Genomic DNA, 13,174 nt, shown 5'->3' on the forward strand with positions numbered 1-13,174 from the left:
GCCTTGCCAATTTGGGCGCCTTCATGGCCTTCCCACAGATTCCGGCGATCCTCGCCGAGCGAGACATCTCTACCAGCGACCTCAACACTCCCCCGGCTCTTGTGCGCCTGTACGCCTGGATGTTCTACGCCCGCGTCACGGATGACCGCATCGTCGATCTCTTCCGCCAGGGCCTCATCAAGGGCACCGCCGCCGGCGGCCAGGGCAACGAAGGCCTCATCATCCCGCTCGCCCTCCTCGCCGACAAGGCCATCGACGTCATCTCCTTCACGCATCGCGACCTCGGCGGCCACCTCATCTGGAGCGGCCACCTCTGCGAGCACCTCGACCAGTATTTCGCCAACTCGCAAAGCCCCACCCGGGCTCGCGAGGGCAACGTCCACCACGGCGACCCGGCCAACCGTTCGCTGCCGATGATCAGCCACCTCGGCTCCATGATCTCCAATGTCGCCGGCCTCGCCGACGCCCAGCGCCGCGCCGGCAAACCCGCCGTCGGCTTCGCCCTCTTCGGCGACGGCGGCTCCAGCACCGGCGATATCCACGAAACCCTCAACCTCGCCTCGCTCCTCTCGCTCCCCGTTGTCTTCATCGTCGAAAACAACGACATCGCCTACTCCACCCCCGTCAGCGAACAATACCCCGCCGGTGTCGAACTGTGGACCCGCGCCGCCGCCTACAACATGGAAGGCCGCTTTCTCGACGCCACCGACGATCCCGAAAAAATCGCCCGCCAGCTTGCCGACGCCATCGACACCGTCCGCTCCACCTCCCGCCCTCTCCTCATCGAAGCCCGGACCCTTCGCCTGCGCGGCCACGCTGCCTACGACACGCGCGACTACCTCTCCGCCGGCCAGATCCAGGCCATCGACGCCGCCGACCCCCTGCCCCGTTTCCGCACCCGGCTCGTCGCCGAAGGTCACGCCGCCCTCATCGAAAAACACGAACAGGACATCCGCGTCTTCATCGAGGACTGCATCAAGGTCTCCCTCGCCGTCCCCCCCCCCTCTCCCTCCTCGCTTCCGCCCGACGCCTTCGCGCCCTCCACCACCGAAATCGCCTGGAAACCCGATCTCGGCCCCGGCTCCGCCGGCGCGCCCGAGCCGCTCACCCTCGCCCAGGCCATCAACCGCGGCCTGCGCAAGATCCTCGCCGAACGCCCCGAGTCGCTCCTCCTCGGCCAGGACATCGGTGTTTACGGCGGCGCCTTCAAGGTCACCGAACACCTCCTGCGCGATTTCGGCCGCGCCCGCGTCTTCAACACCCCGCTCGCCGAATCCGCCTGCACCGGCTACGCCACCGGCCTTGCGCTCGGCGGCATCCGCACCATCGAGGAATTCCAGTTCGCCGACTTCTCGACCGAGGCCGTCACCCAGATCACGCAAAACGCCGCCACCTACCACTACCGCTCCGGCGCCAAAGTCCCGATGGTCTTCCGCTTCCCCTGCGGCGGCGGCATCACCGTGGGCTCCTTCCACTCCCAGGAACTGGAAACCCTCTTCCTCGCCTTCCCCGGCATCAAGGCCCTCTACCCGAGCACGCCGCAGGATGCCTTCAACGCGCTCCTCGCCGCCTACGAAGACGACAACCCCGTCTGCCTTTTCGAACACAAGGGCCTGTACCGCCGCGGCAAGCACCCCGTCTCCTGGGACCCCGCCTGGCGCGACGTCTGGCAGCCGCGCCACGTCCGCGCGGGCGACTTCGCCACCCTCGTCACCTATGGCGAGATGGTCCACCATGCCACCGAGGCCGCCTCGTATCTGGAGAACGAATACGAACGCACCATCGACCTCTTCGACCTGCGCGCGCTCTCGCCTCTCCGCCTGGAGCAGATCGAGGCCTCGCTCGCCCGCACCCATCGCCTCATCGTCATCCACGAAGGCCACCGCACCCATGGCTTCGGCGCCGAACTCGTCGCCCGCCTCACCGAAAAGCACTTTTTCGATCTCGAAGCCCCGCCGCTGCGCATCGCCTCGCTCGACATCCCGGTGCCTTTCGCCCCCGAACTCGAAGCCGTCTACCGCCCCGCCCGCGACAGCATCATCGGAAAAATCGTCGCCTGGCTCGGATGAGCCCGGGGAAAGCTGAAAACTGAAACGCTGAAAAGCTGAAACAGAAGCCTGCCACACACCTGAAACCCGCCACTCAATTCACCGTCGCGCAGCAGCCGCACTTTTAAAATTTCAGCTTTTCAGTTTTTCCTGATTTCAGCTTTTTTCATCATGAAGTCTCTCATCACTCCCGACCGCTGGGCCCGCGTGAAACTCTTTGCCATGGACGTCGACGGCATCCTCACCGACGGCACCATCCACACCCATTCCGACGGCACCGAGAGCAAGATCTTTTCCGTTCTCGACGGCATGGGCCTCACCCGCCTCGCCAGGGCCGGCGTCGCCACCGCCTGGATCAGCGGACGCCACTCCGGCGCCACCACCGTCCGCGCCAACGAACTCCGCATCCCCCACATCGTGCAGGGTCGCACCGACAAGATCACCGCCCTCCAGGACCTCGCCGCCTCGCTCGGCCTCGCCGCCGACGAGATCGTCTACATGGGTGACGACGACATCGACGCCGCCGCCATCCGCTGGGCCGGCATCGGCGTCAGCGTCCCCGACGCCATGCCCGCCGCCCACGACGCCGCCACGTACATCACCACCCGCCGCGCCGGTTTCGGGGCCGTCCGTGAAATCTGCGAACATATCCTCGCCGCCCGCGGTCACACCGCCCTCTGATGCGTTTCCCCGCCTTCATCCGCCGCCTCCATCCCGCGACCCTCGTCCTCGCATGCGCCCTCCTGCCCGCGCATGCCGAAACCGCTCCCGACAAAAAACCGGAATCCGGAAAACCCGCCGCCACCACCGCGGCCGCCACCACCACCCAGGATATCCGCGCCAGCGCCCCGATCCGGGATTTCAAGCTCCCTCTCTTCACCGACGCAGGCCTTCGCCAATCCCTCATGATCGCCCGTGAAGGCCGCGTCCTCTCGCCCGATCACATCATCGTTTTCGACATGCAGCTTACCCTCTTCACCGAGGATGCCGCCAACAAACCCGAAACCATCGTCACCAGCTCCCTCGCCGAAGCCTTCGTCAAGGACCAGACCGTACAGGGCGAACGCGACGTGAACATCGTGCGCACCGATTTTCAGGCCTCCGGCAGCGACTGGAGCTACAACCACAAAGAGCAGCACATCTTCATCAACCGCGACGCCCACCTCGTTTTCCAGGCCGAAATCACCAACATTCTCAAATGAAGCCGACCTCTTCCCGTTTCCGGAAACACCTCCTCGCTCTCCCGCTCGCGTTTCTCCTCGCCGGCGGCGGCGCGGCGCTCGCGCAGATCGCCTTTCCCGCGCCCAAACCGCTCAACCGCGACACCACCGGCGGCAACAGCACGCCCCCGCCCGCGGCCACACCCGCGCCCGCCGCCACCCCGGCCACGCCGCCGCCGGCCATTGCCCTGCCCGCCCCCCGCAAGGACAAAACCGATCCCACCCCCGAGACGTCTCCCGATCCGGTCCCGACCGAACTCCGCAGCAACAAGCTCGAGATGAAGTCCACCGACGAGGAAACCCGCGCCATCTGCACCGGCAACGTCGTCCTCACCGGCACCAACCTCAAGATCACCTGCGACCGCCTGGAAATCATCGCCACCCGCATCGGCGACAAGGACGAGACCATCGGCACCTTCGAGCACTTCAAGTACATCCTCGCCACCGGCCACGTCCGCATCGTCCAGGACGACCGCGAGGCCACCTGCGGCCGCGCCGAAGTGTTTCCGCGCGATGAAAAAGTGGTGCTCACCGAAGCCCCCGTCCTTCTCGATCACAGCAACAACACCCTTCTCGCCGCCACCCGTATCACGCTCCTGCGCGGCCAGCGCGAAGCCATCGCCGAAGACGTCCGCCTGATGGCCCCTCCGATCCAGGACCTCGGCGCCAACGCCAAACCGGAAAAAAAATGACGAATGGCCACTTACAAACTGATGTCACGCGGACACGTTTTCGTAGGGGCGCACTTCACGTGCGCCCGTTTGCAGGACGAAGCTTCAATCACCTTCGCGGGCGCACGTGAAGTGCGCCCCTACGCGGATGCGTAACACCAGCTACACATTACCCATGCCCCCCGTCACCCGGCATTCCTCCATCCACCCATGACCACCGACGCCACGGCCCCTTCCACCGACGCCACCTCGCCCGCCGCCATCGCCGGGACCGGCCCGCTCCACGAGATCGAGACGCGCGGCCTCGTCAAAACCTACGGACACCGCACCGTCGTCAACGAAGTGGACCTCCACATCAAGGCCGGCGAAATCGTCGGTTTTCTCGGCCCCAACGGCGCCGGCAAGACCACGACGTTCTACATGGTTGTCGGTCTCGTCGCCGCCACGCGCGGCCAGGTCCTCTTCAACGGCCGCGACATCACCCGCCTGCGCATGCACCAGCGCGCCCGTCTCGGGCTCGGCTACCTGCCGCAGGAGCCGTCCACCTTCCGCAAGCTCACCGTCGAACAAAACATCCTCGCCATCGTCGAGGCCGTCGGCGTGCCCCGCCGCGAACGCGCCGCCCGCGTCAACGAACAGCTCGAGGAACTCCACCTCACCCACGTTGCCCGCCAGCGCGCCTACACGCTTTCCGGAGGCGAACGCCGCCGGCTCGAGATCGCCCGCGCCCTCGTCACCCGCCCGTCGTTCATTCTCATGGACGAACCCTTCGCCGCCATCGATCCCATCTCCGTCGCCGACGTGCAACGGATCATCCTCCGGCTCAAGGAGCGCGGCATCGGCGTCATCGTCACCGACCACAACGTCCGCGAAACCCTCCGCATCGTCGACCGCGCCTACCTTATCCGCGAAGGCCGCGTCTTCAAGGAGGGCAACAGCGAATTCCTCATCAACGATCCCGAAGCCCGCCAGTTCTACCTCGGCCAGGATTTCAACATGTAAAAATCAAGGGGACTTCCAAAAAAAGATTTTCTGAACAGAAGATAACGAAGGAAACAAAGATCAAACCAACGAAGAGGAATCCATAACCCGGTAAATATAATACTATATATTTCAGAGGCATTCTTTGTTTCAGGACTTCGTTATCTTCGTTTCCTTCTGTTCAAAAAAACAATTTTCAGATCCCCCGATTCTCAATCCACCCGCTCTCCCATGCCCAACAAGGCCATCCACGGAATCACGGTCTCCCACTTCTACGAAACCTACCGCGACCGACTGAAACTCGACCTCGTGACCAGCGGCGCGGGGTTGCACCGGCTCATCCGCGAAGGCTCGATCAACCGTCCGTCGCTCGCGCTCACCGGTTTTTTCAAATATTTCGCCAACAAACGCATCCAGGTGCTCGGCGCCGCCGAGATGACGTTTTTCAAAACCGTCGATCCCCGCAAACAGATCGAGATCCTCAACCAGATGGCCGATCGCGGCGTCCCCTGCATCGTGGTCACGCGCAACTTCCATCCCACCCACGCCATGCTGGCCGTGGCCGAGGAGCGCCGGCTGCCGATCTTCCGCACGCCGATGATCACCATGCACTGGGTCAACCTCGCCACCCTCTGCGTTGACCAGGAATTTGCCGCGGTCTCCACCGAACACGCCACCATGGTGGATATCAAGGGCATGGGCGTGATGCTTCGCGGCGAGTCCGGCACCGGCAAGAGCGAGTGCGCCCTCGCCCTCATCGAACGCGGCGCCCTGCTCGTCGCCGACGACCTCACGGTGGTGCGCGTCGTCGAGGATTCGCGGCTCCTCGCCTCCAGCCGCGAACTCAACCGCGGCTACATGGAATGTCGCGGCATCGGCATCATCAACATCGCCGAGATGTTCGGCATCCGGGCCGTGCGCATCGACAAGCACATCGACCTCGTCATCACGCTGCGCGACTGGACGCCCGACGCCATCGAGGAGCGCACCGGCCTGGAGGAATCGACCTACCGGATTCTCGAAATCAGCGTCCCGCACGTGGAGCTCTACGTGCGCCCCGGCCGCGACATCGCCCGCCTGGTCGAGGTGGCCGCGATGGTGCAGGCCCTGAAAAAGATCGGGCACGACCCCGCCAAGGAATTCAACGATCGCCTCATCGCCTTCATGAGTCGCCAGGCCGAGGAACGCGAACGCGTCATCAAACCCTTCACTCCGGGCCCGCCGCCCCGCGACTGATTCCGCCCGCCGGCCGGGGCGCCTCGCGGACCCGCGTCACGATTTGACGTTGCCCGTTCCCGGCACGATACTCCGCGGCATGTTTCTCCACAGCGCCCTGCCTCCCGGCCTGCTCCCGGGCCTTGCCCTCGCAGCCCTGGTCCTTGCCTCCCCGCTCCTCCCTGCCCAGGACGATCCCGCCCCGCAGGAGCCGGCGGCGGCGGCCGATGACATCGTCAGGCTCACCGGCGCCAACGGCCGCGAGGTCGATTTTGCGGGCATCTGGGAAGCCCGCCCCGAAGGACTCGTCGTCCTCACCGATCCGGCCGGCAACCTCCAGCTCGTGCCGTGGGATCGCTTCGACCTCTCGCAACTCAAGGCCACCCAGCCGGCCATCGACGCCGCCCGCCGCCGCGCGGTTTTCCTGCGCACGGCCCAGTCCGTCAACCTCGGCCTGTTCTCCGGCGTCCTCACGCCTGCCCAGGTCGGCTCCGAACTGCGCAAGGTTCTCGACACCCCGATCACCGTAAAAGTGCCTGTCGTCTACCGCACCACGACCGAGACGAAAATCTCGTCCGGCGTCATCGTCCCGCCCCCCGTGTACAACGGCATTTATGTCCCGCCTGCTCCCGGCGGGGGCGGCATCATCTCCGGCAAGATCGTCACGGAGACCGAGACCCGCCAGGTCACCCCGGAGGAAATCACCACCAGCCCGCGCCGGGTTCTGGAAATGCTCTCGCAGGTGGACGGCGTGGCCGATTCCGTGCGCCGCGCCGTGTTCGAGCTGGTGAAGGTCAATCCGCAGCTCCTCGACCAGCCCGCGCATCATGTGCAGCGCGTGCGCGCCTCGCTTCCGCCCGCCCGCCTCCTCGCCAACGATCCCACCCTGCAAAACCTTTCCGGCAAGCTCGACGAAATGCTCAGGACATTCAACGAATTGCACACCGTCCGCACCGTCCAGCCCGCGCAGCAAAGCCGCATCCGCGATTTCCTCATCCTCGTCGATCATCCGATCCTGAAATAAGGGGACTTCCAGAAAAAAGATTTTTTGAACAGAAGGTAACGAAGGAAACAAAGATCAAACCAACGAAGAAGAATCTGTAATCCGGTAGATATCATATTATGGGAGGTTCTGAAAATTGAACAAAAGGCGACGAAGAGAACGAAGAACAACCAGGGAAGCAGACGCCTCATTCTTGTTTAATTCAATTAGAATAAATGAATTATAATTCATAGCCTTCTTTGTTCTTCCTTCGTTCCCTTTGTTTCCTTCTGTTCAAAAATGAATTTTCAGAGCCTCTCTGAAGAGAGCCTCGGGACTTCGCCGGACGGCGCGACATTCCTTCCCTCTCCAGTTTCCCCGGCCTTGTCCCCGCCGGTTTTTCGTGCGATGCACGCTGCCCTGACGCGATGACGCTTGCGGACTACACCACGGTTCTGGTCATGGGCCTGCTCGGCAGCGGCCATTGCATCGGCATGTGCGCGCCCTTCGCCCTCGCCGTCGGCGCAGGTGCGGGCGGCAGCGGACGCCGGCTCGGCGCGATCACGCGCCACTTCGCCTACCAGGCCGGCAAGGCCACCACCTATGCGTTTATCGGCCTGCTCCTGCTGGCGGCGGCGTCGCTGGCCGGCAACAGCGGCATGCCCATGGCAGACGCCCGCCGGTTTATCGCCGGGCTCGCCGGCGGCCTGATGATCCTGATCGGCCTTGGCTACGCGCTCGAATGGCGGCCCGTCATGCTCGCCGCCACGGCCGAGCGACTCGGCGGCCGCGCCTGCGGGCTCGCCCGCTCGCTCTGGCAATCCACCTCGCCCTGGAAAAGCGTGTTCATCGGCTGGCTCAACGGCTTCATCCCCTGCGGCCTCTCGCTCTCGGCGCTCGGCTTTCTCGTCGCGCAAGGATCGGCGACCGGCGTCGTCACCGGCGCGTACGTCTTCGGCCTCGGCACGATGCCCGGCCTGCTCCTGATCACGCTCGCCGGCCGGCAGATCACCGCCAGCCGGCGCCGCTGGCTCACCCGGATCGCCGGCCTCACGCTCGTTGTCCTCGGCGCGCTCCTCGTGCTGCGCGCCTCCGGCGTGCTGACGCATGGCGGCCACGAAGGACATGGACACCCCGGCGGCCACGAAGGCCACCCGGTGCCGGCGCAGGTGGAGTGCCACTGAGGGGAAAAACCGAACACTGAAAGCGGATGCAGAAGTTGAAACCGCTAAAGGACGCTAAAGGTCGCTAAATGAGAACAGGTTGACGATGGAATCAGGAGAGCGGGGCATTCACCTGCCGGGTGAAGACATCGTTGGGACATCCTGCCAGGCCATGTCTTTGTTTATACCAAAGCCCCAAAGCCTTCGGATTTTTACACAAAGGCCGCAAAGAGCGCAAAGGATTGCCAGTTACCTTCTTCGCGTCCTTTGCGGCCTTTGTGTAAAATCAAAAACATTCGGAACGCTGGTATTAGCGTCCTTTAGCGGTTCCCTCTGCTGCGGCTTTCAGGTTTCAGCTTTTCAGCGTTTTCAAAGCGCTGCCCGGTTGAATTTCTCCGCAACCCGGTTACGATAAACGCACCGTGACCGGGGATACAGACACCGCCATTCCCTATCTGCATAGCTGCACGGCCGGAGACACCGTGTGGATCATGTACTTTTTTGTGCCGCCGGAGCTGCGCGGCCACAATCTCGGCCGGACGATCATCCGCAAATGGGAGCGCACCCTTCCCTCGCATATCCGCACCATCCGGCTGCGCGCACCGACCAGGGCCGACTCCTGCCCCGGCGTTTTCTGGACAAAACTCGGTTTCCGCTACGTGCGCCTGTCCGACGAACCGCTCTACAGCGAGTACGAAGTCACCGAGAACACCGTCATGGAAAAACTCCTGCGGGGGTAGCGTCCTCGCGCCCGCGGGCAGGATGCCCGCTACGCAGAAGCTCGCAGGTCCGGCGTGCTCCGGCAGAACATTTAACATGCAACATTTCATACCAAAGCCCCAAAGCCTTCGGATTTTTACACAAAGGCCGCAAAGAGCGCAAAGGATTGCCAATTACCTTCTTCGCGTCCTTTGCGGCCTTTGTGTAAAATCAAAAACATTCGGGACCCTGGTATTACACTCAACATTCAGCAACCCGGTATCCGTTTTCCCACTAAATGTTAAATATTGAGCGTTAAATGTTAAATGTTCAGTGTTCGATGTTCGGCGTTTTCCGCCCCGCTCCCTGCCAGAACGCCCGCGGCGTCTTCCCCGCATTCCGGTACCCTTCCAGCGGTGCCTCCCCGTTGTAGTGTAAAAGCCACTTCGCCAGTTCCTCCCGCAGCCCCGTCAGCGCCGGCTCCGGCAGGGGGCGGCTTTCCCTGCCCCGCTGCCACCCGTCCAGCAGCCGCTCCTCCATCTCCCGCAGCCGCAGCGCTCCCCGCCCGCATTGCAGCCCGTGCCGCCTCATGATGTTGCCCACCGTGGCATGGGTCAGCCGCACGCCGTGCCTGCCTTTCACCTGCGCCTGGATCTCCCGAAACGTCGTATCCGGATTTCCCCGCATGATCGCCACAACCGTCGCCACCACCTCGGGGCCGGTCGAGACCGGGCCTTGCCCCAACACCATGCCCCGCGCCAGCGACACCGCCGCCCGCCAGTCCGCCGCCGGCCCCTCTCCTCGCTGTTTTATCGTCCTCATTTTCACGTATCCGGCTTTCAGGAAATGTATCTGTAAATTAACCACAGAGTCACAAAACCTCCTCTTCCGGTTTTCTCTGTGTCTTTGTGTCTCCGTGGTTAATGTTCAGGAGTCCCCTTGACGTTAAAGGGTGCGGCGGCCTCGACGTACCATCACTCCAAATACAAGCATTGTCAGTCCCATCGCACTGGCCCATGTGCTCGGCTCAGGCACGGCCGTCAGGCTGGCAACACGGAAACCGATGACGGCGCTCTCAACCGCCGGGCCGTAGCTGGTGCGACCAGACGCGGCGGAGAGGTCGTAGCCGGCGCTGTTGAACGAGCCGCCCCGCAACACACGGCTATTACCAGAACCGATACTATCGGTCCACTCCCATACGTTGCCTCCTTGATCGTACGTTCCAAAATACGAACTCGCATTGATGAAACTTCCCGCTTCCAGCGCCTTGTTTCCATTCCCGCTATTATTGTAGTTCTGCCCGTTGCTCGCTGTCAGCGTGCCGCTGTAATCGTTGCTCTGCGTCGCGTAATTCCACCAGCCTCCCGCTCCATCGTAATAGGCCGCCCGATACCACTCGTTCTCGTTCGCTATCACCCATCCGGTGCCGGCTGCTGCTGCCGCTGCATGATCCGGCGTGCTCACCAGGCTGGCGACTCCGTCAAACACATACAGCCCGCTCTCCGTAGAGGAGTTCGCCGTCCCTCCGTTCGTCAGCCAGTTCACGAAGCGCGCCGCGTCATAAAACGACACATACACCACCGGGCGGTTGTCCCCCACAAATTGGCCGCCGCTCCAGGTCAGCCCGTACGACGCCTGGCTTGAATTGTACAGGTTCAGACTGTTGTTGCCCGTCGTCACCCCGATCGTGTTCAGAAAATACGCATACTGCGCGTTCGTCACCTCGTATTTGCCGATGGAGTAGTCGTAACTCACCGCTCCGTAGCCGCTGTTCGACTCAGGGCCGCCCGTCACCGGCACCATCAGCGACGCATCGCTCAGGTAATCGGTCCCCACGGTAGCCCCGGTGGCCGTCGCGGCCCCCAGCGTGATCATTGCAGCCGCCAGGAGGGCGGCGGCGCGTGTCTGTATTGGTTTTGTCATGATGTTCATGGTGTTCATGGCGTATTTGAAAATTGATTACAGATTGGAGATTACAGATTTCAGATTGGAGAATGAGGAGCGGGCTCCGGCGGCTTCGCCGTCTGCGGGCGGGACGCCCGCGCCACGTTCCGGACAATTTGTCATTCGTCATTGGTTACTGGTTACGGGATGACGACGAAGGCGAGGGGGCTCCAGGGGCCTTTCCCGCCGGTGGGGCTTTCCCAGCGCAGGGCGTACCACATCTTCAGGCCGCGCTGGTCGGCGCGGAACTGCTTTTTGAAGGGCGAACGGGTGTCGATCTCCGAGTGGGCCAGTTCGCCGGGGTCGCCGGGGGGCGTCTCGCGCACGTCGTAAGCGATCTCCGCGCCGTGCGCCAGGCCGGGCTTGCCCCGGTGTTCGCCTTCCTCGTCGCGGAAATGCAGCTCCACCAGCCCGGGCTGGTTGCCGCGTTGCTCGGCCACGGGGTGCGTCGCGGGCGGCGGGATGGGCGTGCGCGTCTTTTTGTGGATGGGCAGGCCCAGGGCCACGCGGTCGGCATCGGTCGCCGCGTCGTTGGGGGTGATGTACTGGCGGACGAGGGCGCGGATGAACTCCTCGTAAAGGCCGCGGATGCGCGTCTTTTCCTCGACAGCCAGGGGAGTGCGGGTGGCGGGCTGGCTGGCGAGGTGCCAGGCTTCGTCCCACTGGCCTTGCAGGCCTTCGAGCGCGGTCACCTTGGACGGGGGGATGCCCAGGCGCGCGATCCGCGTGCCGGTGCCAAGCTCGACAACAAAATTGGTCTGCCAGCCGTGGAAGCTGGCGTCGGGTTCAGGTATATAATAGGTGTTCGACATATCAGGAGTGCGTCAGGCAGGTGGTTGTCGGGTGGTGGTTGTCGTGGCGGTCGGGGTGGTGGTTTGCCGGCTCCCGGCGGAATGCCGGGCCAAGGGCTTGTTGCCCAATGGATCGGCGCCCTGGCGCACGGGGTTGACGGGGGGCCGGACTGCTTTCCCGGCCGGCCGGGAAAGAAATCCGGCCGGCCGGGAAAGAAATCCGCCAAGGCGGGAGACCGTTCCGGCTAAATCCGGAGGCGCGGCGGCTGGAGCGGCGGCGGGATGGGCGAAGTTGGCGCATGAGGCGGGAGTATCGGGGACGGCGGGGAACGGCGTCCATCAATTGCCCGTTTTGCGCCCGCCGCCGCCCGTTTTCCCTCGCATGACCGGCGCAAATCAATGCACAGGCATTGCGGGGCCAGGCGGACGGACGCCGCCGCTCCGGGGAACCGCTCTCCGTTGACACGGGTTTGAATCGCACCCCCTCCCCCTCCGAATCCTTTCGGCTTGTGCAATCCCGCCCTGGCTGGCGATATCGGCCAACCATGATCTGGCTGCGGCGCGTTTGCGTCTACCTCGGCATTACCCTCTGCGCGGCGGCGACGATGACGGCGGAAGATTTCGCCCGCGATCTCTCGCGCCTCCACGTCGACCGGCTCGGCGGCCTCGACGCCATCCGCCGGCTCACCGCCATGGAAGTCACCGGCGAAACCCGCATCGCCGGTCAGACCCTGTAACTTGCGCAAGTCACTTGGGAAAGGTGGCATACGTGGTAAATTTTCCGAATCCCGGGTTGCCCGTGTCTGTTTCCCCTCCTTCCTCCGGCCGCAACCGAAGGGAGAAGAATGGCCACGAAAAACACGAAAAGACACCCCGCGCATGAAATCCTCCATCGCGCTTATAAAGCATTTTTTAAAAAATTGTAGCCGTACAGGATCCTGAAAACAGAACCACGGATATCACGGATGCACACGGATAAGAAGGAAGCGGCAAGGCATGGTTTGAATCCGTGATAATCCGCGAAATCCGTGGTTAAAAAACGACTACAGTTTTATTTGAACCGCTCTACAGGATCCTGAAAACAGAACCACGGATATCACGGATGCACACGGATAAGAAGGAAGCGGCAAGGCATGATTTGAATCCGTGATAATCCGCGAAATCCGTGGTTAAAAAACGACTACAGTTTTATTTGAACCGCTCCAAGCGCGCGGAAGATCCCCGTCGGGCAGACAGGAATTTTGTATTTTTTGTGGCCATCCCGGTTTGAAAAAGGCCGAAATCGACCGCCAATGAACCGCATTTTTAGCCGCAAAAGAGCGCGGCGCGGCGCAACCGAAGGCGGGGGGAGGGAGGGGCTGCGGGCAAGGAAACAAGATACGGGGAGGGCGTAACCTCTCTCTCTTTCTCTCTGCGCCCACTCCCCTCCTCTGTGGTGTAAAAATCTGCACCACAGAGCA

General features: G+C 63.1%; 13 protein-coding genes. 10 read left to right on the forward strand and 3 right to left on the reverse strand.

What is annotated here, in order from left to right:
* Positions 1–23: 23 nt before the first annotated feature.
* From OPIT5_28055 to OPIT5_28095, 9 genes are all read left to right on the forward strand, one after another.
* Positions 24–2,069: a transketolase gene (locus tag OPIT5_28055; protein AHF93479.1), complete on the forward strand. Its 2,046-nt coding sequence runs from the start codon at positions 24–26 to the stop codon at positions 2,067–2,069.
* 150 nt (positions 2,070–2,219) lie between these two features.
* A complete protein-coding gene (locus OPIT5_28060; protein AHF93480.1) occupies positions 2,220–2,729 on the forward strand; it encodes an HAD family hydrolase in 510 nt (169 codons plus the stop codon).
* Positions 2,729–3,250 carry a hypothetical protein gene (locus OPIT5_28065; protein AHF93481.1) on the forward strand — a complete coding sequence of 174 codons (522 nt, stop codon included), beginning with the start codon at positions 2,729–2,731 and terminating at the stop codon, positions 3,248–3,250. The genes OPIT5_28060 and OPIT5_28065 overlap by 1 nt, the downstream gene beginning before the upstream one ends.
* On the forward strand, positions 3,247–3,960 hold the full coding sequence (locus OPIT5_28070) for a hypothetical protein (GenBank protein AHF93482.1): 714 nt from the start codon (positions 3,247–3,249) through the stop codon (positions 3,958–3,960). The genes OPIT5_28065 and OPIT5_28070 overlap by 4 nt, the downstream gene beginning before the upstream one ends.
* Positions 3,961–4,149: 189 nt before the next feature.
* Positions 4,150–4,941 (forward strand): lipopolysaccharide ABC transporter ATP-binding protein, encoded by a 792-nt coding sequence (locus tag OPIT5_28075; GenBank protein ID AHF93483.1) that lies wholly within the window; start codon positions 4,150–4,152, stop codon positions 4,939–4,941.
* 210 nt (positions 4,942–5,151) lie between these two features.
* Positions 5,152–6,156: an aldolase gene (locus tag OPIT5_28080; protein ID AHF93484.1), complete on the forward strand. Its 1,005-nt coding sequence runs from the start codon at positions 5,152–5,154 to the stop codon at positions 6,154–6,156.
* 79 nt (positions 6,157–6,235) lie between these two features.
* Positions 6,236–7,159, forward strand: coding sequence for a hypothetical protein (locus OPIT5_28085; GenBank protein ID AHF93485.1), 924 nt, complete (start codon positions 6,236–6,238; stop codon positions 7,157–7,159).
* 386 nt (positions 7,160–7,545) lie between these two features.
* Positions 7,546–8,301: a C4-dicarboxylate ABC transporter permease gene (locus OPIT5_28090; protein AHF93486.1), complete on the forward strand. Its 756-nt coding sequence runs from the start codon at positions 7,546–7,548 to the stop codon at positions 8,299–8,301.
* A 401-nt stretch (positions 8,302–8,702) separates the two neighbouring features.
* On the forward strand, positions 8,703–9,020 hold the full coding sequence (locus OPIT5_28095) for a hypothetical protein (protein ID AHF93487.1): 318 nt from the start codon (positions 8,703–8,705) through the stop codon (positions 9,018–9,020).
* A 289-nt stretch (positions 9,021–9,309) separates the two neighbouring features.
* Here the strand turns inward: OPIT5_28095 and OPIT5_28100 are convergent, their stop codons facing one another.
* The 3 genes from OPIT5_28100 to OPIT5_28110 all read right to left on the reverse strand — a co-directional run bounded on the left by OPIT5_28100 (position 9,310) and on the right by OPIT5_28110 (position 11,735).
* The gene (locus tag OPIT5_28100) at positions 9,310–9,801 is read right to left on the reverse strand and encodes a transposase ISSod13 (protein ID AHF93488.1); all 492 of its coding nucleotides are present in this window, start codon (positions 9,799–9,801) and stop codon (positions 9,310–9,312) included.
* A 123-nt stretch (positions 9,802–9,924) separates the two neighbouring features.
* Positions 9,925–10,920 carry an anchor protein gene (locus OPIT5_28105; GenBank protein ID AHF93489.1) on the reverse strand — a complete coding sequence of 332 codons (996 nt, stop codon included), beginning with the start codon at positions 10,918–10,920 and terminating at the stop codon, positions 9,925–9,927.
* Between the two features lie 143 nt (positions 10,921–11,063).
* Positions 11,064–11,735, reverse strand: coding sequence for a hypothetical protein (locus OPIT5_28110; GenBank protein ID AHF93490.1), 672 nt, complete (start codon positions 11,733–11,735; stop codon positions 11,064–11,066).
* A 524-nt stretch (positions 11,736–12,259) separates the two neighbouring features.
* Here OPIT5_28110 and OPIT5_28115 point away from each other — a divergent pair.
* The gene (locus OPIT5_28115; protein ID AHF94840.1) at positions 12,260–12,451 is read left to right on the forward strand and encodes a hypothetical protein; all 192 of its coding nucleotides are present in this window, start codon (positions 12,260–12,262) and stop codon (positions 12,449–12,451) included.
* Positions 12,452–13,174 lie beyond the last annotated feature (723 nt).

This window comes from Opitutaceae bacterium TAV5 (assembly GCA_000242935.3).
Lineage (GTDB): Bacteria > Verrucomicrobiota > Verrucomicrobiia > Opitutales > Opitutaceae > Geminisphaera.

Coding starts and splice junctions, on each gene's coding strand:
- OPIT5_28055 (AHF93479.1), top strand. CDS start 24: ATGGCCTTCCCACAGATTCCGGCGATCCTCGCCGAGCGAGACATCTCT.
- OPIT5_28060 (AHF93480.1), top strand. CDS start 2,220: ATGAAGTCTCTCATCACTCCCGACCGCTGGGCCCGCGTGAAACTCTTT.
- OPIT5_28065 (AHF93481.1), top strand. CDS start 2,729: ATGCGTTTCCCCGCCTTCATCCGCCGCCTCCATCCCGCGACCCTCGTC.
- OPIT5_28070 (AHF93482.1), top strand. CDS start 3,247: ATGAAGCCGACCTCTTCCCGTTTCCGGAAACACCTCCTCGCTCTCCCG.
- OPIT5_28075 (AHF93483.1), top strand. CDS start 4,150: ATGACCACCGACGCCACGGCCCCTTCCACCGACGCCACCTCGCCCGCC.
- OPIT5_28080 (AHF93484.1), top strand. CDS start 5,152: ATGCCCAACAAGGCCATCCACGGAATCACGGTCTCCCACTTCTACGAA.
- OPIT5_28085 (AHF93485.1), top strand. CDS start 6,236: ATGTTTCTCCACAGCGCCCTGCCTCCCGGCCTGCTCCCGGGCCTTGCC.
- OPIT5_28090 (AHF93486.1), top strand. CDS start 7,546: ATGACGCTTGCGGACTACACCACGGTTCTGGTCATGGGCCTGCTCGGC.
- OPIT5_28100 (AHF93488.1), bottom strand. CDS start 9,801: ATGAGGACGATAAAACAGCGAGGAGAGGGGCCGGCGGCGGACTGGCGG.
- OPIT5_28105 (AHF93489.1), bottom strand. CDS start 10,920: ATGAACACCATGAACATCATGACAAAACCAATACAGACACGCGCCGCC.
- OPIT5_28110 (AHF93490.1), bottom strand. CDS start 11,735: ATGTCGAACACCTATTATATACCTGAACCCGACGCCAGCTTCCACGGC.
- OPIT5_28115 (AHF94840.1), top strand. CDS start 12,260: ATGATCTGGCTGCGGCGCGTTTGCGTCTACCTCGGCATTACCCTCTGC.